Raw genomic sequence first — 20,123 nt, forward strand, 5'->3', positions numbered from 1 at the left:
CATCCTAACTCCGCTTTACCCTAAATAGTTATTCACAGGGTCATAGCTACCTTGATAAGTGCTGTAGATGCGGTAGCCAGGGAATACTAAAGCAATGCCAATGGGACTGTGAATAGTCCCCGGATAGTTTTCTTCGGGCTCGCTACCCCCAATCCGAATTTTGAGCGCACCCAGCCAAATGTAGAGCCCTGGAATTAAAGTATCTAAACTGTAGGCGAGCGCTCGCATTTGCAGATCGGGGGGATTAATCGGTTTTAAATACTGTGGCTTTTCAGGTTTGGAAATGGACATGGCACTGATTCCCGTGCGTTATGGTACAAAAACGGTCTTGTTGATTACACTTTAACATAAACTAAGTTTCACTTTTCAAGTGTTAAGCTTATTTTACTATTTTGTCGCGATCGCCCTTACAAATTTCATATCCCAGCGTTTGATAAGCCTGAATATACGCTTCTAGAGTCTCCTCTTGCGGTACACCGTCAGGTCAATAAAATTGCTTTTCAGGTATCGGTTGCCACCAACGATCGTCTTCCTCAGCAGCCCATGCAAAGCAGTTATATTCTTGAGATTTAGGGCGGGTAACTTGATAATCCCTGCAAGACACATTGGGTCACTTAAATTCAAATTAGGGTCTTCTATACATTCTATTCAATCGCGTAGCCTTGATTTCTCCCCCAATCTATCCAAGCTGATGCCATCTGTTTTAGCCTTCCCCTTTGTTCGGGTTTAATGGGATTTTCACCCGTAATTGCACTCAACGCCGATAACCAGTAAAGGGGATTTCTTTTCAGTTCCGATAGCAACAGCGGCACGATTTGTGTTCCCATACTAATAATTTCCTGATAGGCAGGATGGTGAGACATTTGGGCAGTTGAAGAAAGTCCAGCAACATCTTTCTCCCAATCCGAGGCTAGTGCATAAAATTTGTCAACTATATCAGGGGGAATTTTAGCATTTTTGTGGAAAATATTTTGAGCAGTATTGGGTGAAAGACTTTCTGGCTGTGCGAGTAAGTTTTCGAGGCCTATTAAAACTAATTCTTCTATCGATACATTCAAGTCGTTAGCGAGTTTTTGTAACTTCAGGAGGCGCTCATCTGAAAGGGCGATCGCGATCGTTTTCATCGGACTTACTAACTAGCATGAGGCCTTAAGTATAGCCAATAAATTACTGACCTTTAGTCACCGTTAAACCCAATTGTAGGGTGCGTTAGACATTAATTCTTTCGATTTCAACAGGTTTGAAGGATCAGACGCACCCTACGAACAGTATTTCGCTCGCCCCCACCATCAACTAGATGCAAGCTAGATCCAGTCCGGCCTGAATCGGGGGGAGTCCAGAAGTATAGAATAGAGGTTGCGGAACCGGCACACCCCCCGATCGCTCGCCCCCAGCAATTTGTTACCCTAAAAATAGAATCTCCCCTCCCTCAACTCCCTCCCATGAACAACGCTTCTCCCCTGATTCAAACGATAACTCCAGAACGCTGGGCCGGGTTTAGTATGGACTTTATAGGGGCGGGTTACACGGGTGTGTTGGTCAAAAACGGCCGCGCCGTGCGTACCCTAAAATCCGGGCGACATTTCAGCTTTGCCCTTCCCCTGCTGGAACAGTCTCAAATTGTCCTCGTAGACACCAAACTCCGCAATTTGGAGGTGCAGTCGCACGGAGATTTTTTGTCTAAGGATCGATTTTTAATTGATGCTACTCTGACTGTTATTTATCAAGTTATAGATCCGAAACGGGTAGCTTTGGAATTGTCCGATCCTATAGGTGCTTTAGCAAGTGCAGTTAAGGATTGTATGGGATTAGCGATCGGGCAAATACCCCTACAACAGCTTATCAGTCAAGGACGGCTGTTGCTGCGCCAAAATTTGCTCGATCGCGTCCAAGATTTTTATACTCTAGGTTTTAACTTAGAAGACGTGCGAATTGGCGATGTCAGCTTTCCCGAAACCAACGGAGTTATTCGCCAAGTTGAGGGAATGAGTGCTCGACAAGAAGCAGAAAATGCCGCCGCCCTGCAAATGAGAATTGCCGAAGCCGGCCGTCCCATTGTTCCTCAAGCTCCCGTACAGCAGTTAAACTTAATTTCAGGTCATTCTCCTGCGAGTCTTCCAGCTTCAGACACAGCAGCCGGGTTCGATCGAGATTTACAACAACTAACACAACAACTTGCTCAAAACAGTCTCCCTGCTGGGAGAAATCCTCCCCAACTTGCACCCACGGTACTCGCCAGCAGCGATCGCAAAACAACCGCATATTTAATCTACAAACTTTCTGGAGAAGCGATCGCCCTAACAGCCAATCCCTTTACAATTGGACGCGAACCAACCAACACTTTAGTATTACAAGACCCGCAAAGTTCGCGCTACCACGCTCAAATCCGCCGCGCCACTGACGAACTTGGCAAACAGCGGTATCAGCTTGTCGATAGCGGCAGTTCCAACGGCACTTTTGTAGGAGGGCAGAGGCTGGCTGCTAACGAGCCTTTTTGGCTGCCAAACGGCTGCGAAATTGCGATCGGCGACCAAAAATGGATCTTTCAAAATTCGTGAGTGAAAGATATGAAGATGTTTTTAAACAGCAGATAAAGACAAATGAATCCCATCAGCGTTCATCTGTGTTTATCTGCTGACATCGGCGCTTAAAAATACCAATCAAAGTAACTTGCTTTAAACGATATACAAGTAAAAAATGCCGAATCTACCGTCAATATGAATGTTTTTTTAAACGGCAGATAAACACAGATAAACACAGATAAACACAGATAAATTCCATCGGCTTTCATCAGTCAGGTTTCTGTAGGGGCGTTACCAAGAGTCCCCGCCATTCCCACACAGCTTGACCGAAAGCATCCAGGATACAAGCCCCCGGATTCATCCGTCCAGAAATAAAAAACCTGTATCCGATAAACTTGCCCCCGAATTTATCCGTGGGGTCAATGCTTCAATTCTAAAATCTAAAATCTAAAATCTAAAATCGATTGACAACTTCTCCCTCCCCAATTCCCTATACTCCCAGGTAGAAGTCTCTTGCCAACCCTAGGGGGGATATCTCCACAAGCATTTCGAGCGACAATTTGTCAAGATGGAAAATATAAGTAGAGGACAACCCCATGAACTTTTCTATACAATCTGTTTACAACTGGTATCGCGACACCCTCCGCAACCCCAAATACCGCTGGTGGATTATTCTGGGAACCCTGGCATATTTGGTAAGCCCGATCGACATTGCCCCAGACTTTCTCCCCGTCATCGGACAAATTGACGATGTGGCGATCGCAGTCTTGCTGATTTCCGAAGTTTCGCAAATGGCGATCGACTACTTTAAATCTCGCCAAACAGAGACAGCATCAGCATCCGAAGCCACCGGCAGCCCTTCTGAAGCCAAAGGCAGCACAGTTGACGTAGATGCAGTTTCTGTACAATAATTGCCAAAAATAATAGAGCGCTACAACCCCGACTTCTTCAAGAAACCGGGGTTTTTGTTTTTTAAATGGCAACTGCTGAGATCGTGCTCCAAACCTGGTATTTTTAACTATGATCGATCTGTGCTAACAACAAATTTTTATAGATGAAGTTTAGCGAAATAGTACAAAAACTTAACTTAGCCCCCAGTCGCACCCTCACAGCGTCGGTTGCTACCGATCCAGAAATTACAGGCGCGGCCCCTGTTGATGAAGCTGCACCCGGTACTATCAGTTACATAGAAGGTGCTAAATTTGCCACTCATACAGCCACTACAAATGCTTCGGCTTTAATTTTACCCTTAGATGAAAGCCTCCAAGCTCAATGTACCGATCGCAATATTGCTTGGATTGCCGCAGCAGATCCGCGATTGCTGTTTGCTGAAACGATCGCCATTTTTTATCAACCGTTTCGCCCAGCATCGGAAATTCATCCCTCAGCCGTCGTTCACCCCTCAGCAGAAATTGGTGAAAATGTCTATATCGGCCCCCACGTCGTTATTCAAGCAAAAGTCAAAATTGGCAGCAACGTTTGCATTCATCCAAATGTTGTAATTTACCCAGATGCGGAAATAGGCGCAGGCACTGTTTTACACGCTAACTGTGTCATTCACGAACGTACTCGCATCGGGGCAAATTGCGTGATTCACAGCGGTGCGGCGATCGGTTCCGAAGGTTTTGGGTTCGTGCCGACAGGCACAGGATGGGTGAAAATGGAGCAGTCTGGCTGCACTGTATTGGAAGAGGGCGTTGAGGTTGGCTGCAACAGCACGATCGACAGGCCCGCTGTCGGAGAAACCCGCATCGGCCAGAATACAAAAATCGACAATTTAGTACAGGTAGGTCATGGCTGTCAAGTAGGGAAAAATTGCGTTTTTGCCGCTCACGTTGGCATGGCTGGCGGAGTAAAAATTGGCAACAATGTAATTTTGGCAGGTCAAGTAGGAATTGCTAATCAAGCCAAAATCGGAGATGGGGCGATCGCCACTGCTAAAGCCGGAATTCACAGCGACGTGCCCGCAGGTGCGATCGTGACGGGCGTTCCAGCAATTCCCCATAAACTATTTCTCAAAGCCGCAGCCGTCTACAACCGCTTGCCCGAAATGTACCAGTCTCTGAGGCAAATTCAGCGCAAGCTCGATCGGTAATCAGTTGGCAGTTGGCAGTAGTCAGTTGGCAGTTGGCAGTAGTCAGTAGTCAGTAGTCATTAGTTAACAGCCAACAGTATTAGAGTTGCAACCTCTTAAATGTGGAATAGTATAAACAACCTGCAATTGATGTCGCCGTCAATACCAGCAATTGTCAAAATAATCTTCTTTTTCTTGACTTGGATTGTTGTGTGGCTGCCCATAGCAATTGTGCTGGCAATCGCCCTCAAATGGCATCCACCCCAACCCCTGGGAAACAAAAAACTACCTTTACTAGCTTCCCTCTACGTGATTGTCCCCTTAATTTTATGGGCGACAAGTTGGATCGAAAACACATCTTTTGTTAACTGGGGTTGGGATTGGCAACCCGCAGTTTTGATGTCATTAATGCGGGGATTAGGATTAGGAATAATCAGCTTAGTAATTTTATTCGGTCTGCAATTAACCGCAGGCTGGGTAGATATAAAAAACAGCGAAATTTCCACCGAAACAGGCGAAAAAAAAATTAACTTTTGGGCTTTATTTTTTAACCCTGCTAGTCTGCTGACTCTGTTATTAGGACTGTGGATTAGCGCCACAGAAGAGTTAATCTTTCGCGGCTGCTTGCAAACAATCCTCCAGCAAGATTACTCAATGCTAATCGCAGCAACTATCGCCAGTTTCATTTTCGCGATCGCCCACCTAATTTGGGCAGCCAAAGAAACTCTACCGCAACTGCCCGGATTATGGCTGATGGGAATGGTTTTAACATTAGCCCGCATCGCCGACAATGGCAGTTTAGGATTGGCGATCGGCATTCACGCAGCTTGGATTTGGGGTATAACTACCGTAGATACAGAAGGCGCAATTAATCCCACAGGCCGCGCACCAGAATGGATTACAGGAATAGCAGCAAAACCGCTAGCAGGTGCAGCCGGAATTCTGTTATTGCTAGCCACAGCAGCCGTAGTTTTGTTAATTTAAATAAGACTTACTCTAAAAAATCCGGTTTTTTATAAAAGATTGGCTCTCCTGGATTTGTGGTAGAAATGAGAGTATAAGCGTCTTCCTCATCCGGGATAGGGGGCTCGCACCACGAAAATTTTTATTTTGCTGAGCACCATAAACTCAGGAGATTTGGATTATGATATCAATTCCGGTGGCACTCCTCATAATAGTTGACTGTTAATTGTTAACTGTTAATTCGAGGTCGCCAAACTCAATGATGGTTGAGTGTTGAATGTTGAGTCGATTTTACGCCCGACGATCAAGCGCGGATTTGATATGATATCTACTCTCTTGAATCAAATATTCAAAGGACGTGATGGCGGTGGTGGCATGGGCGGTTTAGCGATCGCCAGAGACTTAGAATAGCGAGCCTCTAAAACACCAGTTCTAAACTGAGCCACTTTTTCTCCCTTCCTGTGAAATACTATCACATTAACCCGACTGCTGTAAATAGTCAGATAGCGCTGTTTGACAATGAAGGCAAGAATAATAAAGACAACACCGATAAAAATACTGAGAGTCGGAATTCCTAACCAAAACAGCCACCAAGTACAACCCTCTCCTGTTTCAATCGCTCTAACATCCTCAATCGGAATAAACACTTCTTTTGTTTCTAATCCGAAAAAAGATTCCGAGCTGATTTGTAACATTTCGCCAGCCAATTTAACCGTAATTGTGCCATTACTTTGAACGGGAACAATACCCACAATTTGACCAGGTGTACCGCTGATTTGGATGAGTTGATTAGATTTCATACTTATTGTCTATTGGGGGTTCGGAAAAGCTATTAGATCGCCTCCTTTTAGGATTTAGCACGTCCGAAAAATTGTATAACAACAACCTCGACCTATTTGTTGACTCAAACTTGCTCTACCTATCGCCACAAGTACCACTAAAACCTCCTGCGTATAATAGGCAAGTTGATGCCCATAGCTGTAAGGTAAATTTAACTTGCTGGCAACGGGTTTGAGGACATCTGCTGCTTCATCTTTATTAACTTGATGTCCCTTGAGTTGATTGTACAAATACTCCACTACTTCACAAGTAATGTTTTTTGTAAATACGATTGTAGGTCTTTGAGCCTTAATCACATCTACTCGATAGTTTGAGCCTTCACGGTAGACTAGGTGGCAGTTGCGTAATCTAACCTCTCCAATCAATTCGCTCTCCATCTGTTCCTCCTATTTGATTCTCTAAGCAATTAGCAGCGATCTATCTTGGGCAATTTACAAATAAAATTGCTCATCTCATGTTTACTAAAACCCAAACTCTTCCCCAAGTCTCCGCCTCAAATCTCCAGATAGTGGTAATTGGCGGATTTCTTTGCAAATTGCAGCATGAGATTCTCCATTTTGAATTCGCTGCCTGTAAATTCCAATTAACAGCGCTTCAAGACCGTACTTAGATAACATTTCTGTCGCTAAACCGATGATGCCCAGCAAGGCAATGCCACCGAACATTCCTGCTGGCCCACCTAACATTGCCAAAGCCGTCGTAATTGCGGCCGCTCCTGCAAAACCTGTAGTTGCCATCACAATTAGAAGTAAAATCACAGGCAATCCTAGTCCAGCAGCTTTCCTAACAAACTCGTCCATAATGTCGCTCCTAGTCTGTATATAGAGGGATTAAAAATCAGAGATTTTGGTTTTTTTTGCCTTAACTTCCCTTTAACAAAAGCCTTCAATGAAACAAGCCCAAAAATTTATTTACTCATTTCATGAATTTTTACTAATTTATTGAAGTATTTGGTAGGTGTTTAAGTTTGGTCTCTAGTCTCTTACCTCCTTCCACTCCAAAAACTTGATAGACAAATCATTGTTACTACGATCGCCTAGTTGAAGAGCATTATCCATAATTCTCCTGAATTCATAACCCTGATTGGGGGTTAATACACCGCCAAGCGGAACAGTCAAAAATTCGACTACAGCTCCGTCTCGTTTATCGATAAATTGGACGCTGATAGACTGAACTTTAGCCGTCTTACTTTGCTTGTTGGTCAACCGCCCTACAAGAAATCGCTGAGTTCCTGTATTTTCCATCGCTAATCCAGTTAACTCCAGTCCATTCACGAGCTGAACCCTAAAAGGGTCTGGCTTCCGCGTGTTTTCAGGTGGTTTGGGAAATCGACAAAGATCATCGAGAGATTCATACTGTTTTCTTTCAGAATTCAACTGAAAACACCCCGGATACTCTTGGGCGATCGCCCTCGGAAACAGATTGAAAACAGACAGAAGCGCGATCGTCGGTAAAGCGGTTATCAACTTGACCCACCTAAACATGGCCTTTTACTCTCCAATCGAGCAACGATACTCGTAAGTTGTTTTAGTCCAGCAGCTTTCACAGGTAAATCTGGTTTCGACATCTACTGATTAACCAGGGTCAAACCCAAAAATTATGCAAAACTGAGGGGGAAACTGTATTCAGGTTCGCTGAACTCAGAAAGCTCTCCGGCTGCGCCGACTTTCTGAAACATCCACCGCGCCTAACTGAGATTAATGTATCAAGAATAGTTCTAAATTGTCAAGCTAATACTCAGAAAAATCTCATTAAGTGAGCTATTTCCATCAAAAGTCGATTTCAAAAGGCTCTAGCCCCACTAATGGCAGGGCGGTTTCTCCGAAAAACCAGGATTTTGTAGGGGCGGTGCCCCCGTGCCCGCCCTGGCCCGTGCCCGCCCTGGCCCGTGCCCGCCCTGACCCGTGCCCGCCCTGCCCCGTGCCCGCCCTGCCCCGTGCCCGCCCTGCCCCGTGCCCGCCCTGCCCCGTGCCCGCCCTGGCCCAGACAGGATAAATTGGTCATTTCAGCGATCGGGGCAACCACGGGGGGTTTGCCCCTACAGGAGAATGAAACAGCCCTGCCTCTAAGGGCAACTGAAACAAGCTCTAAACCTCCACCAATCAAGTATCCAGACCGAGCAATGGCTCCAAATTTCAGCCGATCGCCCCTCAATTACTCTGTTGTCTATCTCGTTTACCTCGTTATAAGTGAGAAAAAGGCCCATATAATCAAGTTACAGCCCCGAAGCCTCTGTTTGCCCCACCCCTCAGTTCTTCTGTTGTCTATCTCGTTTACCTCGTTATAAGTGAGAAAAAAGCCCATATAATCAAGTTACAGCCCAGAAACCTCTGTTTCCGATGCCCAAATTCCTGTGTTCGCTGCGATCGCGCGATCGCCCCGTCCTTTCCCAGCTATCTTTGAGTAGAACCGCCCGCTTTGTAATACCTGTATTCAACGTAGTATGAAACTTCCCGAAGATTTTTTAATAACTTTAGCCACTAAAGTTGGCATTTCCGAAAACGAATTTGAAGTCTTATCAAGAGCAATCAAAGGCGAATCCATGTCTGATATTTCAGACCAGCTTCGCGTTCGCAAAGATGCCTTACAAAAACGCCTGGGAGAAGTGTATAAAAAATTTGAAGTTCAGGGTGCCGGGCCGGGAAAATTAGCCAAACTCCAGCAAATTCTCGTAACTGAATACCAGAAACAAGTTGCCAATAACCGTCACGATGCTACAACCGACCGCGAAGTTTATCCAACCGTAGAGAATACCCGCTTCCAAGACACAACTATCCCTCAATTCTCACCGCGTATTGATTGGGGAGAAGTCCCAGCTAAAGAACCTTTCTACGGACGCAATTCCGAAATAGAAACTCTCAAAAAATGGATAGTAACAAACCGTTGTCCAGTAGTCACAATTTGTGGCATGGGAGGGATTGGCAAAACAGCATTAGCTACCAAAACTATACAACAAATTCAAGGGGAATTTCAAACCATAAGCTGGCGAAATCTCGCCACATCTGGCCCCCTTGAAAAACTATTGGCCGACCTCTTGCAATTCCTATCTCATCATTCAGAAATCGACCTTCCAAAACCCAGCAACTCACTCATCTCCCAATTAATAGAATATTTGCGTTTAACCCGCTGTTTATTAGTATTCGATGAAGTCGAAACTATCCTCCAAAGCGGACAGCTACCAGGACAATACCGCCCCGGATACGAAAGTTACCGGGAACTCTTCCAACAAATAGCACAAACCTCTCACCAAAGTTGCCTGCTTCTCATCAGTTGGACTAACCCTATAGAACTGGATAATTTAGCAGAAAAAACCTTACACTCTCGAGATTTAGAACTGAGAGAATTACCTGAAAAGGATGCCAAAGAAATCATTTTATCCGCCCCCCACGTTTCTACTTCAGAGAGTAATTTACTATCAGAACTCATTTACCTATATGGCGGTAATCCCCTCCTATTAAAAATAGCTGTCACTCACGCTCAAGATATGTTAGCGGGCAATTTAGCACAACTCATTAAAAAAACTCCGTCGGTTATTGAGGGCATTGTCCGAGATTATTTTGAGGAGCAATTTCAGGATTTTTATGAATTGGAAGTAAAAGTCTTGTCTTGTTTGGCAAGCAATAAACCCGCCACCCTTAGCGAGTTGCAATCCAGTCTACTATTTGCTGAAGACTTATCTGAATTGAAACTAGCTGTAGAAATTCTAATCGAGCGATCGCTCCTGCAAGCCCTCACCGAGTCCGGGGAAGAACGCCTGACAGTCAGCCCGCAGGCTAGGCGATTTGTCACCCATCAATTAATTGCTAAATACCTGAATCAAATTGGTTACAAGAAATACTTAGAGAGTGAGTTACAGACGGCAAAATGTTATTTAACACAAACCCTTCGCTACAATCCAGAACTGCCAGCAGCTAACTACAATTTAGGGTCAACCTACGAAAAACTCGAAGATTTGTCCAACGCTCGCCAGCACTACAAAAAAGCAGCAGAATATAAAAACAGTCGCGCTGCCGCTGCTGCTGTCAATAATTTAGCTCGACTGGAAATTATCAGCGAAAATTTTGACATAGCGGTAGAGCTAATTCTCTCCATTTTGCCACAAGTTAATGACAAAATGGTGCAAGTCACGCTCCACAAAAATCTGGGATGGGCTTATCTAGGGCTGCAACTTTACAGTGACGCCGAGACTCACTTGCAAAAAGCAATTGAATTAGATAAATCCTATACTGTAGCACACTGCTTGCTAGCACAAGTTCTCGAAGCAAAAGGGGATACAACAGCAGCTCTTTCTTGCTGGCAAAAATGCCTGAATTGCTCGACACAAGGCCAACAACAAGAAGGTGTGGCGTGGAAACTTCCAGAATTAAGTATTTGGAAGAGTTTTGCCCGCGAGAGGCTCAGTGCTTCGGGCAGAGAACCTAATTAATTAAATTACAGTAAGCTGTTCTCCATTTAAATTGTGTGTCAAAAATCACTCAAATTATTGTGGGATGGGCTTCTAGCCCGTCCCGAATATGCAATTTAAACACGCAACAGCTTAGGCTGCGTCAGTAGTTCTCAGTTTTTCGCTCCTGCTTCACCATTTAACTAGCTGACGTACCCTACTGAAAGCTCGCTAGCAATTAAAGTTATTTAGTTCGGAGGAACTATCGGATCGTCCTCTCCAGAAGTGCATTTTGTTCTGCGCTCAGCTTGGGCAATTTCCATCAAGGGGTAACTACCAATGGCTGATACTAAACTTGCCTCTATATTGGCAATGATTTCTCCCGCAGCATTGGGAACCCCCATTACTAATAATGTCAGGGGGGTAGATGAAACTATAGGTATCACAGCTCGTTTCTCCGTCAAAGAAAGGGATAAGGGAGAAGCTAGTTGGCCAACTGCGCTCTATTATTAACCAGGGGGTAGGGAAACAATTATGCAAAATTTTCAGAAAAAATTTCCCCTCATAAAGCTGCAAACCTTCTCAGTGCTTGCTTTACGGATTATTAAATTTTCTGTAAATCTTACATTGAGAGGCAATTAAATCCTAGGCAGAGTACATCTCTGAGGTAAAATTAAGTCTAATCCTTTAATTGCTCAGGCATAGTCTCATGCCAATTCCCAAACTCAGTGAAGCGACGATCCAGCATAATACCTCTGCCGCCTCCCTCAAGCGCGGTGAAACTTACTATTTAGCGGGTAATGTTACTAGCGCTGTCCTGCGTGGCAATTATCGTGCAAGCAATAGTGGAGGGTTCTGCTCTGCAACCTTACGGTATTACGATAAACTTTGATGACGCTAATGTCGCATCATCTAATTGCACTTGTGCTTACGATCGCGTTGGGTGGTGTAAACATATTGTTGCTACCCTGTTATTATGTCTGCGACAACCACAAATAATTGAGCAGCGCCCCACACTGGAACAGTTACTCGATCGCCTCAACGATATACAAACCCAGCAATTAATACAACATTTAGTAGAAAAGCAACCCTCACTCATTGATCCGATCGAACGATACGTTAACTTAATTGCTATTCCTACGCCTCCACAGCCACCTACTAAAGCACCCCGCCGTACCTCCATTAATCCGGCTCCTTTTCGACAACAAGTACGACAAATTTTGCGAAATGCTGTGCGTTATTTCGACGAGGGATGGGGGGAAGAAGACCCTATTACAGAAGAAGTTTTAGATGTGATTCAGCAAGCGCAGGAATTGATCGCAGAGGGAGATGGTAACAACGCCTTAGTAATTTTACAAGCCATCACCGCAGCTTGCGTTAAAGATTGGGATGACGTAGAAGAATATGGCGCTGAAAGTTCTGATATAGCTAACGCTTTGGATGAAGCTTGGACAGAAGCCATTTTAACGGCTGAACTAACTGCTGAAGAAGAGATCGATCTCCAGGTGATGTTAAAAGCTTGGCAAGATGAATGGGATTGCGATTTCAGCATGAGCTTGAAAGCTTTACGCCAAGGTTGGGATGACCCCCTAATTCAAGAGGTACTTCAAGGAAATATTACGGGGCAAGAAATAGGAGCTAATGAGGCACCAGAATGTGCTAAAAGCTTAGCATTAATTCGCTTGCAAATCCTCGATCGCCAGGAACGCTATCAAGAATACTTATACTTAGCGCAAGCAGAAAACTGCTCTCAACAATACTTGACGATGTTAAGTCGTTTGGGGAGAGTAGAAGAAGCAGTGGAAGCTGCTGCTACTCAGATGAAATCAGCGGAAGATGCTTTTGCTCTAGCTCAAAGTTTACAAGCACAGGAAGCCCAAGCTGAAGCTCTAAAAATTGCTCAAACTGGGTTGAATTTGTCAGGCAATTGCCTTTATAAACTGGCAATTTGGACGAGTGAGTTGGCTGTTGAGTTGGGAGAAAACGAAGTTGCATTAAATTCTAGAATGCTAGTCTTTGAAATCAAACCATCCTTTGCCGATTATCTTTTAGTGAAGGAGTTTGCAGGAAACAGTTGGTCAACTGTGAAAGCAAATTTGTTAGCAACTCTGAAAAGTGATAGAAGTTGGGGAGTTTCTGAAGCACAGGTTGATATTTTTCTCTATGAGGGACTTATTGAAGATGCGATCGCTGTTGCTGATGGCTTGAGTGGCTACGAATCGGCACTGATTCACCGAGTAATGGGGGCTGCGATCGCCCACCGCCCCGATTGGGTGATCGCCAATGCTTGTCAGCTTGCTGAATCGATTATGGATCGGGGAAAATCAGAGGATTACGATCGTGCAATTAAGTGGTTGGAAAAAGCCCGCGCTGCCTATTTACAAATGGGGCAAAATCTTCAGTGGTGTGCTTATCGTTCTCAACTTATGCAAGTACACAATCGGAAGCGGAAGTTAATGGGGATGCTGAAGAGTCCAGATTTAGATTGAGGCTGAAGTTTACCGTAAACCGGAACAAGTGAAAGCGGCCCAATAAAAAGGGTCAGTAAAAGGGAAATCTAAGCAACTAATTATTTGCAGTCGTTCCAAAGTTTTGTAATTGCGTGTTGCTGTTTCGGCCCGCTTTTCTTCCTCTTGTAGCCATTGTAGGTAGTCGGGGGAACCTTCTGGATAGGAATTACGCTGGTTTTCTGCAAACTGGCGATCGCCCTCCGCCTCTTCAAATTTGCGTTCTAATAAATCAGCAAGTTGGGGAGAATAGCAAGCGACAAATTCTGATCCAGAGAGCGATCGCAAATTTATTTGTGCTTGCTGCAATGCCTTTGGGCGGCTACTTCCTTGCTGCCGAAGTTTGTGATAAAAAATTGAAAATAAGGCTGTTGCTAAATCATCTACAGCCCACAGCGTGCTCACAACACTCCGAGCACCCGCACATAAAAAGCCCGTCGATAATGTCAAAATATCATCAGTAATTTCCGTAGTTCCTAACCCAGTTTCACAACAGGATAAAAACACATCAACTAGATGAGGAAGCCGCCAGCCCGGTGTCATTAACTGCCCCAAACTAATGCTACCATCTGCCAATTCCAGTCTGGATTCTAACGGATTATCAAGGCGAGATTGAGCATGATGGCTAGAGATAATTCCCTCGACTTGTAGAGAAAGTTGCCGATAGTTGCTGACCGTTGCTTGGCTACGTCCTCGTAAGTGTTGTTCATTGCGAATATTATAAAGTTTGGCAATTTGTTCACCCTCAAAACTTGCACAGGGTAAATCTTCCGTTGCATCTTCCACAATACCATACATCAGTCGATCGTTGACAGGTGGACGTTTGTGGCAAAATTCTAAAACTTGACAACTAGGAGTGTAACGAATTAGAAATTTATCGCCTAAATATTGACCATTTTCTAAGGGTAAAGCAGCAAAAGGAATTTGGTGTAGGCAAAGGTGAGGAACAATAATCAGTTCCTCGATATTATTAAGGTACTGACGAATCAGGTTATCGATTTGCAGACGGCGGGAAAGTTTAGCTAAAAACTGCGGAATTCGATTTCTCCACTTAGCTTTACATTGTAATTGCTCTTGGGCTGATTTACTTGAATCGCCAGAATCTAAGTAGGGTGTTAGCCAATTTTTATTAATCCATTTTTGTAAGTTTTTCCCTCGTCTTCTAGTTATTTTGTACAAATTAAGTTCGGCTTGTCGCAAAACAAATACATATGTATCTTCCTCAGTAGTGTAAAAATTAAGTATTGCTGTAGTAGGGCGATCGATGAGTTCTTGGATAGCGGTTAAATTAGGGGGACTGACTTGAATTTCGCCCGCTAAAACCGGATCTAAACGTCTTAGTTGTTCCCAAATTAGTTGTTTTTCACTTTCTAAACCTTGGATATTTTCACTAATGGCTTCTAAAGCTGCTCTATTGCGTGTACAATCCATATCAATTAGATCCTTAGCTCTAAATGCAATTAACTTCTGCTTTTTACTTGATTTCTTTAAACCGGAACGTTCGCAATCTATCTGTCGTTGAATTCCTTCAAATTCGGCTAAATATTCTTCTACTTCTGAAGGTATATCTCCATGAGAGTAAAGGTCATTACTGGCAATTAAATCTACTAACCGACGAGAGCGGGAACGTTCTACATATTCAAAAGCTTGTGGAAAATTTTTCGTATTAACTAATGCTTGTACAATATTTTCATAAAGATATATATCTTCTCCTAAAATTTCTTGGCGGCGTCGATCGGTATTAGCCCAAACTCGCAATTGTTCTAAAGCTTCAATACCAAGACTATACCCTTCAATGGCTTCTCTCCATAGTCCTAATTTGAAGGCAATTTGACCTAAAACTTGTCCCGAAATCAGACAAAGTTGTGGGAAAGCTTGAGGCGTTCTGACTTTTAATGCTAACTTAAAGTATTGAATTGCTTCGGTAAACTGCTCTAAATTGTGGTAGAGATAACCTAAATTATTTTGTACAGTTGCCCAATTTTCAGGAAAATCTTTGAGAGTATAAACTTCTAAAGCAGCTTGGTAATAGTCCCGCGCCAGTTTGAGGTTTTCGTCAACACTTCCTTGAGTGCGATCGCTATAAGCATAACCTAAGTTTAATTGCACCATAGCCCAATCTTCAGGAAAATCTTTCTGAGTATAAACTTCCAAAGCTGACTTATAGTAAAAAATAGCCATTTCTAAATTTTCAATTTCATTTTGAATAGTGCGCCTCCTATAGGCATTTCCTAAATTATTTTGGATCATTGCCCAATTTTCAGGGTTAATTTGACGGGTATTTACTTGCAAAGCCATTTGATAGTAATTAATGGCTATTTCTAAGTTATTATCCTCATCTCCTAGCAGACGTTCGCTATAAGCACTACCAATATTATTTTGCAGCATTGCCCACTGTTCAGGAAAATCTGAGCGAGTATATATTAGTAAAGCATTTTCATAACATTTGATAGCATTTTCTAAATTTTGTAAAGAATCTCCATAAATTCGTTCACTATGAGCAATTCCTAGATGCTGTTGTGTTTCCGCCCACTGTTCGGGATAATTTTCATAATTACGAACTTGCAAAGCATTATTAAAAGCTTCGATTGCTAATTCTATATTTTCGAGACGGCTACCATATTTGCGATTGAGATAAGCAATCCCTACATTATTTTGAATCATCGACCATTGTTTACGATTAAATGCTTTTTGATAAGATTCAAGACAGGTAAGATAAAGAACAATAGCTTCTTCTACGTTTTCAGCTTGATTCCCTTGAGCATTTCTTAAATAAAAAGTTCCTAAGTTATTTTTGAGCAAACCCCAAATTTCAGGAAATTGACTATAACAGCAAGTATCTAAAGCAATTTTATAATAGCCGAGAGCTTTCTCAAGGTTATCAACTTGCTCTCCTTTAACTCTATTTTGATAGCCATACCCTAAATTATTCTGGATTTTCAACCAATTTTCTAAATAAGTCTCTGGATCGTAAATAGTTAAGGCATTTTGAGAAGCAGCAATTGATGCTTCAATATTTTCGGAAAAATCTCCTTTTAATCTCTCTAAATAAGCAACTCCTAAGTTAAGTTGTATCAGTCCCCACACTTCTGTAAAAGTCTCAGAATTATACACTTGTAATCCTAATTCATAATATGCAATTGCCCGTTCCAAGTTATCGGAATATTTCCCGGTTGTAGAAAGATAATAGGAAAATCCTAAATTATTATGAGTGTTCGCCCAATTGTCGGGAGATTCCTCACGATTATAAACTTGTAAAGTAGCCTCTATCAAACTCCTACCTAATTCTATATTCTGTTCTTGACTTCCCTTGAATCTGCTGAGATATGTCGCCCCTAAATCATTATGAATAAATGCCCATAGTTCAGGAAATTCTTCTTTATTACAAATTTGTAGAGCCGTTTGATAACACTCAATCGCTTTCTCAAGATTATCAGCACGATTTTCTATTTTTTGACGGTAAGCATCTCCCATACAAAATTGGATCGTACTCGATTGTTCGGGGAAGTCTTCAGCACTATAAACAGTTAAAGCTGCTTGATAACACTCAATTGCTTTTTGGAGATTGTCGTCTCGATTCTCTTCAATTGTAATATAAGCATTACCTAAGCTCTCTTGAGTTTCTGCCCACTGTATGGGATAATCAGTATAAGTACGGACTTGTAAGGCATTGTGAAAAGCGGCGATCGCCCTTTCAAGGTTATCTAATTTTTCTCCTTGAATACGATTATAATAAGCTAGACCCAAATTATTTTGAATTCTTGCCCAATCTGTAGGATTATCCTCTTTTGGATAAACAGCCAAAGCAGCTTGATAATATTTAATTCCTAGTTCTATATTTGCCGATTCATCTCCTTTAACACGGTGGAGATAAGCCAAACCTAAATCATGCTGAACTTCCGCCATTTTTAAGGGAAACTCTTGACAATTCCACACTTTTAATGCTAATTCAAAAGCAGCGATCGCCCTCTCCAGATTTTCTTCTAAATCACCTTCAACTCTGTCAAAATAAACTAAACCTAAGCGATGTTGAATCAAACTCCATAATTCCGGTTCATCGGTCTCATTACAACATTGTAAAGCTAATTCATAACACTCAATTGCCATTTCTAAATTCCTGCTACGGTTCCCAGCAAGGCGAATTTGATAAGCAAATCCCAAATGGTTTTGAGTAACCAACCAATCCTGGTGGTAATCTTCCCGATTGAGCGCCGCCGCTACTTGTTGATATCCCGCGATCGCAATTTCAATATTGTTTACACAATCGCCCAGAGTAAATTCTTGAATAAGACCACTAAAAGTGCCAATTACAGTGGCTATATCGTAAGCTTCTTCAGACTCTAATTTCGCTAAAACGTCAGTTGCCCAACTTCGCAAAAACCAATCAAAATTATCATCTAATTTATCTAAATTTTTCTCTAAAATAGGATACACAACTTCTGCATCTCCTTCACTTGCTTCGATTGCTGCCAAAACTTCTAGGAGAAAATTTAATAAGTCTTCATAATTAGCTAATTCCGACCGAATTTTAATTAAGTCTTTTATCTTCGCCACAGCACTCCGCAGCCAGTCAGATCCCTCTTCATTTTCCTCAACCAATAACTCATCTGCTACCTCCTCCATCACCTCTAATAAACCTTCATTAATGAGGTTTGAATAGTCATCCAAAATATCTCCTTCTTCACCATCTGGACAGGTACGTAGCATTTCAATTAGGTGACGATAAGCAGAGTTGAGCTGTTCTTTCATGTTACCTTTTTTGGGTTAATATCATTTGGGTTTTATATCAATTCCGGTTGCACTCAGACAGGATATAGAGGAGACGGCAATCCCCTTGGACTACCCGGATTAATTTTCGGGACATGGGGCACTGCGCCGTGTCGAAAGCTGTGGGTAATAGACTTCTTGCAAAAGTCCTTTCGATCAAATTTTCGGACGGGCTCTCCGGCCCATCCCACAAGAGAAAAAACTTTTTGTGGGACGGGCCGGAGAGCCCGTCCCAGCTATTTTTGCAAGAGGTCTAATATTAATTCCGAGGGTAGGGATTTGATATCACAGGAGTGCAAGTATCTGTATCGTTACAAATATATAGGCAAGCGAGCATGATAATCGCATTCCTAAAAAACGCTTTTTACAAAATGGGGAGGTTCTCAGTTTTTTGAAAAAATATTTAAGCTTTTGTTTCAATATCCCAAATTCCTGCTAATTTATTTAGCATTTTTTGGGCTAACTCTTGGAGGTTGAAATCTGCGGAGAGAACTTTTTCTTCTCGACTAATTTCTCCCATAAAAGCCTGTTGTTCAGCAGAAGACTCAACTATTTGATAATGAGGATTAATAGGAAGACTAGCGACTAATACATCGGCTCCTGCATACCGCCATTTAATTGGTTTAGTAGTTCGGTAAATGCGCTCTAATTGAGCGATAATTTCTGAAAAATTTTGTGTTTCTAAGAGTTGTCGCACTTCTAAGGCTACTGGATCGTCACTTCTCAAAAACTGATTTCCTAATTCCAGACGATAGAGATGATCGATCAGATCATCTAAGTTTTGGAGTTGGGCAATCTGGATCTGGCTTGGCAACGGAGAATTATCCAGTGATGGGGTAAATCCTAGCAGTTTCCCTGAGTCTAAATTTTCGCCAAATTCAACTATTACATAGCCGATTCTGTCTTCTATGGCTGCTGGTGGAACTGCGATCGCACTTTCTCCAAACCAAACCGGGCGACATTCTAATTTACCCATCCCTGGTAACACTAAATCAGCAATATCCCACTGGGCACGGACGACTGGATGCCAACTATCGCCTTGAATTAAATCGGGTTCGTAAGCTTGCCATTTGAGGTAACTATAGACAACATAAACTGCTAAAGTATTCACATAAACTCGTTTGGCAGCCTCATGCTTTGTCAATTCAGGAGCGAATTGCAGAGTTTCGGCCGCAAATTTTCGAGCGGTGCGGTGAGCATCAGTACCTAGTGGAACTGTCAATAGCGTTGGGTTTGTGCTTTGCATAATTTAATCCTCTCTTGTGTATCCTAGCTCTAATGCGATCGCTTGGAGCAAGGGGCGACAGTTCCTTTCCCAGTGTGATTTTAGAGTTTGGTAGTTGATGTTAAATTCTTTGGCGATCGCAGTAAACTTGTCAGGGGTGGTTTTAAACAGCACCTTTAATGTGAGAACTTGACAGTTACACTCTGAATGGTTTTTAGGATGACAGGATCGAAATTTCCCATCGGGATCTTCTTGGACGTATTGTTCTAGCTTCTGAATAATACTGTGATAATTTTCTTGCTCTAAAAGTGCGATATAGCCATCCAAACCACTGCGGGTAGGAGTGGAAAAACTTGTTTCTGAAAGCAAATCCAGCAACGCGGTTTCAGTATCTGAGCTTCCTATGGGGGCATCTAAACTGTAGGTGGGCGGTTGAGAAGGTAAATTCAAATCCTTAATGCGCCACTCTAGGTAACTATTTATCCATTGTCGTAGTCGTCTTGACACATTCGGATCGCTAAGCTTGAAGTTCGAGCAAATGCTCTTGTTCACCCATGCCCAGGTTTTATTTAAGGCTTCTAAATAATCGGGATGTGCAGATCGCAGTAGTCCGGGAAGTTCCTGTAGTTCGGCGAGCAATCGATTCATCGCTTTGCGCCTTTGGGAGCTGTTTTGGGGATACTCGCATACCTCCTCAATTAGTTGGCGCAGCAGTTGATCCATAGGTGTTAAATTAATTATTTGAGTTCTAAACTCATTGTTGCACCGCTTGGATATTCTCCGTTAACCAGAGGATGCTCTGTGTTCTGCGTGCACCCGAAAGTTAGAGTTATATTAATTC

Annotated in this window: 17 protein-coding genes; 6 read left to right on the forward strand and 11 right to left on the reverse strand. The window is 42.8% G+C overall.

All coding sequences use genetic code 11. From position 1 onward, the window contains the following. Positions 1-15: 15 nt before the first annotated feature. From QUB04_RS17315 to QUB04_RS17320, 3 genes are all read right to left on the reverse strand, one after another. Positions 16-291, reverse strand: a complete 276-nt coding sequence (locus QUB04_RS17315; protein WP_333286156.1) for a hypothetical protein — start codon at positions 289-291, stop codon at positions 16-18. A 193-nt stretch (positions 292-484) separates the two neighbouring features. Further along, a complete protein-coding gene (locus tag QUB04_RS32545) occupies positions 485-604 on the reverse strand; it encodes a DUF7689 domain-containing protein (protein ID WP_445301065.1) in 120 nt (39 codons plus the stop codon). Between the two features lie 40 nt (positions 605-644). Beyond that, positions 645-1,124: a hypothetical protein gene (locus QUB04_RS17320; protein ID WP_333286158.1), complete on the reverse strand. Its 480-nt coding sequence runs from the start codon at positions 1,122-1,124 to the stop codon at positions 645-647. Positions 1,125-1,442: 318 nt separating this feature from the next. On the opposite strand from QUB04_RS17320, the gene QUB04_RS17325 reads away from it, so the two are divergent. The 4 genes from QUB04_RS17325 (at position 1,443) to QUB04_RS17340 (ending at position 5,580) form a co-directional block, all read left to right on the forward strand. Beyond that, a complete protein-coding gene (locus tag QUB04_RS17325) occupies positions 1,443-2,558 on the forward strand; it encodes an SPFH domain-containing protein (protein WP_333286160.1) in 1,116 nt (371 codons plus the stop codon). Positions 2,559-3,118: 560 nt separating this feature from the next. Beyond that, positions 3,119-3,433, forward strand: a complete 315-nt coding sequence (locus tag QUB04_RS17330) for a YkvA family protein (RefSeq protein WP_333286162.1) — start codon at positions 3,119-3,121, stop codon at positions 3,431-3,433. 143 nt (positions 3,434-3,576) lie between these two features. Continuing rightward, positions 3,577-4,617 (forward strand): UDP-3-O-(3-hydroxymyristoyl)glucosamine N-acyltransferase, encoded by a 1,041-nt coding sequence (gene lpxD / locus QUB04_RS17335; RefSeq protein WP_333286164.1) that lies wholly within the window; start codon positions 3,577-3,579, stop codon positions 4,615-4,617. 99 nt (positions 4,618-4,716) lie between these two features. Continuing rightward, positions 4,717-5,580 carry a CPBP family intramembrane glutamic endopeptidase gene (locus QUB04_RS17340; RefSeq protein WP_333286166.1) on the forward strand — a complete coding sequence of 288 codons (864 nt, stop codon included), beginning with the start codon at positions 4,717-4,719 and terminating at the stop codon, positions 5,578-5,580. A gap of 320 nt (positions 5,581-5,900) precedes the next feature. Here the strand turns inward: QUB04_RS17340 and QUB04_RS17345 are convergent, their stop codons facing one another. The 4 genes from QUB04_RS17345 to QUB04_RS17360 all read right to left on the reverse strand — a co-directional run bounded on the left by QUB04_RS17345 (position 5,901) and on the right by QUB04_RS17360 (position 7,883). Next, the gene (locus tag QUB04_RS17345) at positions 5,901-6,359 is read right to left on the reverse strand and encodes a hypothetical protein (protein ID WP_333204951.1); all 459 of its coding nucleotides are present in this window, start codon (positions 6,357-6,359) and stop codon (positions 5,901-5,903) included. Positions 6,360-6,413: 54 nt separating this feature from the next. After that, positions 6,414-6,776, reverse strand: coding sequence for a hypothetical protein (locus QUB04_RS17350; protein WP_333286168.1), 363 nt, complete (start codon positions 6,774-6,776; stop codon positions 6,414-6,416). An 84-nt stretch (positions 6,777-6,860) separates the two neighbouring features. Continuing rightward, positions 6,861-7,199 (reverse strand): hypothetical protein, encoded by a 339-nt coding sequence (locus QUB04_RS17355; protein WP_333140654.1) that lies wholly within the window; start codon positions 7,197-7,199, stop codon positions 6,861-6,863. A 174-nt stretch (positions 7,200-7,373) separates the two neighbouring features. Then, the gene (locus QUB04_RS17360) at positions 7,374-7,883 is read right to left on the reverse strand and encodes a hypothetical protein (protein WP_333286171.1); all 510 of its coding nucleotides are present in this window, start codon (positions 7,881-7,883) and stop codon (positions 7,374-7,376) included. 959 nt (positions 7,884-8,842) lie between these two features. Here QUB04_RS17360 and QUB04_RS17365 point away from each other — a divergent pair. After that, positions 8,843-10,825 (forward strand): NB-ARC domain-containing protein, encoded by a 1,983-nt coding sequence (locus QUB04_RS17365; protein WP_333286173.1) that lies wholly within the window; start codon positions 8,843-8,845, stop codon positions 10,823-10,825. A gap of 206 nt (positions 10,826-11,031) precedes the next feature. Here QUB04_RS17365 and QUB04_RS17370 read toward each other — a convergent pair whose 3' ends face one another. Then, positions 11,032-11,229, reverse strand: a complete 198-nt coding sequence (locus tag QUB04_RS17370; protein ID WP_333286175.1) for a hypothetical protein — start codon at positions 11,227-11,229, stop codon at positions 11,032-11,034. A gap of 354 nt (positions 11,230-11,583) precedes the next feature. Between QUB04_RS17370 and QUB04_RS17375 the strand changes: the two genes are divergently transcribed. Continuing rightward, on the forward strand, positions 11,584-13,272 hold the full coding sequence (locus tag QUB04_RS17375) for an SWIM zinc finger domain-containing protein (protein ID WP_333286177.1): 1,689 nt from the start codon (positions 11,584-11,586) through the stop codon (positions 13,270-13,272). Between the two features lie 9 nt (positions 13,273-13,281). Here the strand turns inward: QUB04_RS17375 and QUB04_RS17380 are convergent, their stop codons facing one another. The 3 genes from QUB04_RS17380 to QUB04_RS17390 all read right to left on the reverse strand — a co-directional run bounded on the left by QUB04_RS17380 (position 13,282) and on the right by QUB04_RS17390 (position 20,005). Beyond that, the gene (locus QUB04_RS17380; RefSeq protein ID WP_333286179.1) at positions 13,282-18,039 is read right to left on the reverse strand and encodes a CHAT domain-containing protein; all 4,758 of its coding nucleotides are present in this window, start codon (positions 18,037-18,039) and stop codon (positions 13,282-13,284) included. 421 nt (positions 18,040-18,460) lie between these two features. Then, positions 18,461-19,303, reverse strand: coding sequence for a DUF1822 family protein (locus QUB04_RS17385; RefSeq protein WP_333286181.1), 843 nt, complete (start codon positions 19,301-19,303; stop codon positions 18,461-18,463). A 3-nt stretch (positions 19,304-19,306) separates the two neighbouring features. Further along, complete coding sequence (locus QUB04_RS17390; RefSeq protein WP_333286183.1) at positions 19,307-20,005, reverse strand: hypothetical protein; 699 nt, start codon at positions 20,003-20,005, stop codon at positions 19,307-19,309. Between the last annotated feature and the right edge of the window lie 118 nt (positions 20,006-20,123).

This window comes from Microcoleus sp. D2_18a_B4 (genome assembly GCF_036702475.1).
Lineage (GTDB): Bacteria > Cyanobacteriota > Cyanobacteriia > Cyanobacteriales > Microcoleaceae > Microcoleus.

What these genes read in the sequence shown, in the direction of transcription:
- QUB04_RS17380 (WP_333286179.1), bottom strand. Translation starts at nt 18,039, where the DNA reads ATGAAAGAACAGCTCAACTCTGCTTATCGTCACCTAATTGAAATGCTA.
- QUB04_RS17365 (WP_333286173.1), top strand. Translation starts at nt 8,843, where the DNA reads ATGAAACTTCCCGAAGATTTTTTAATAACTTTAGCCACTAAAGTTGGC.
- QUB04_RS17360 (WP_333286171.1), bottom strand. Translation starts at nt 7,883, where the DNA reads ATGTTTAGGTGGGTCAAGTTGATAACCGCTTTACCGACGATCGCGCTT.
- QUB04_RS17345 (WP_333204951.1), bottom strand. Translation starts at nt 6,359, where the DNA reads ATGAAATCTAATCAACTCATCCAAATCAGCGGTACACCTGGTCAAATT.
- QUB04_RS17330 (WP_333286162.1), top strand. Translation starts at nt 3,119, where the DNA reads ATGAACTTTTCTATACAATCTGTTTACAACTGGTATCGCGACACCCTC.
- QUB04_RS17315 (WP_333286156.1), bottom strand. Translation starts at nt 291, where the DNA reads ATGTCCATTTCCAAACCTGAAAAGCCACAGTATTTAAAACCGATTAAT.
- QUB04_RS17325 (WP_333286160.1), top strand. Translation starts at nt 1,443, where the DNA reads ATGAACAACGCTTCTCCCCTGATTCAAACGATAACTCCAGAACGCTGG.
- QUB04_RS17350 (WP_333286168.1), bottom strand. Translation starts at nt 6,776, where the DNA reads ATGGAGAGCGAATTGATTGGAGAGGTTAGATTACGCAACTGCCACCTA.
- QUB04_RS17390 (WP_333286183.1), bottom strand. Translation starts at nt 20,005, where the DNA reads ATGGATCAACTGCTGCGCCAACTAATTGAGGAGGTATGCGAGTATCCC.
- QUB04_RS17355 (WP_333140654.1), bottom strand. Translation starts at nt 7,199, where the DNA reads ATGGACGAGTTTGTTAGGAAAGCTGCTGGACTAGGATTGCCTGTGATT.
- QUB04_RS17340 (WP_333286166.1), top strand. Translation starts at nt 4,717, where the DNA reads ATGTGGAATAGTATAAACAACCTGCAATTGATGTCGCCGTCAATACCA.
- QUB04_RS17385 (WP_333286181.1), bottom strand. Translation starts at nt 19,303, where the DNA reads ATGCAAAGCACAAACCCAACGCTATTGACAGTTCCACTAGGTACTGAT.
- QUB04_RS17320 (WP_333286158.1), bottom strand. Translation starts at nt 1,124, where the DNA reads ATGAAAACGATCGCGATCGCCCTTTCAGATGAGCGCCTCCTGAAGTTA.
- QUB04_RS17375 (WP_333286177.1), top strand. Translation starts at nt 11,584, where the DNA reads ATGTTACTAGCGCTGTCCTGCGTGGCAATTATCGTGCAAGCAATAGTG.
- lpxD (WP_333286164.1), top strand. Translation starts at nt 3,577, where the DNA reads ATGAAGTTTAGCGAAATAGTACAAAAACTTAACTTAGCCCCCAGTCGC.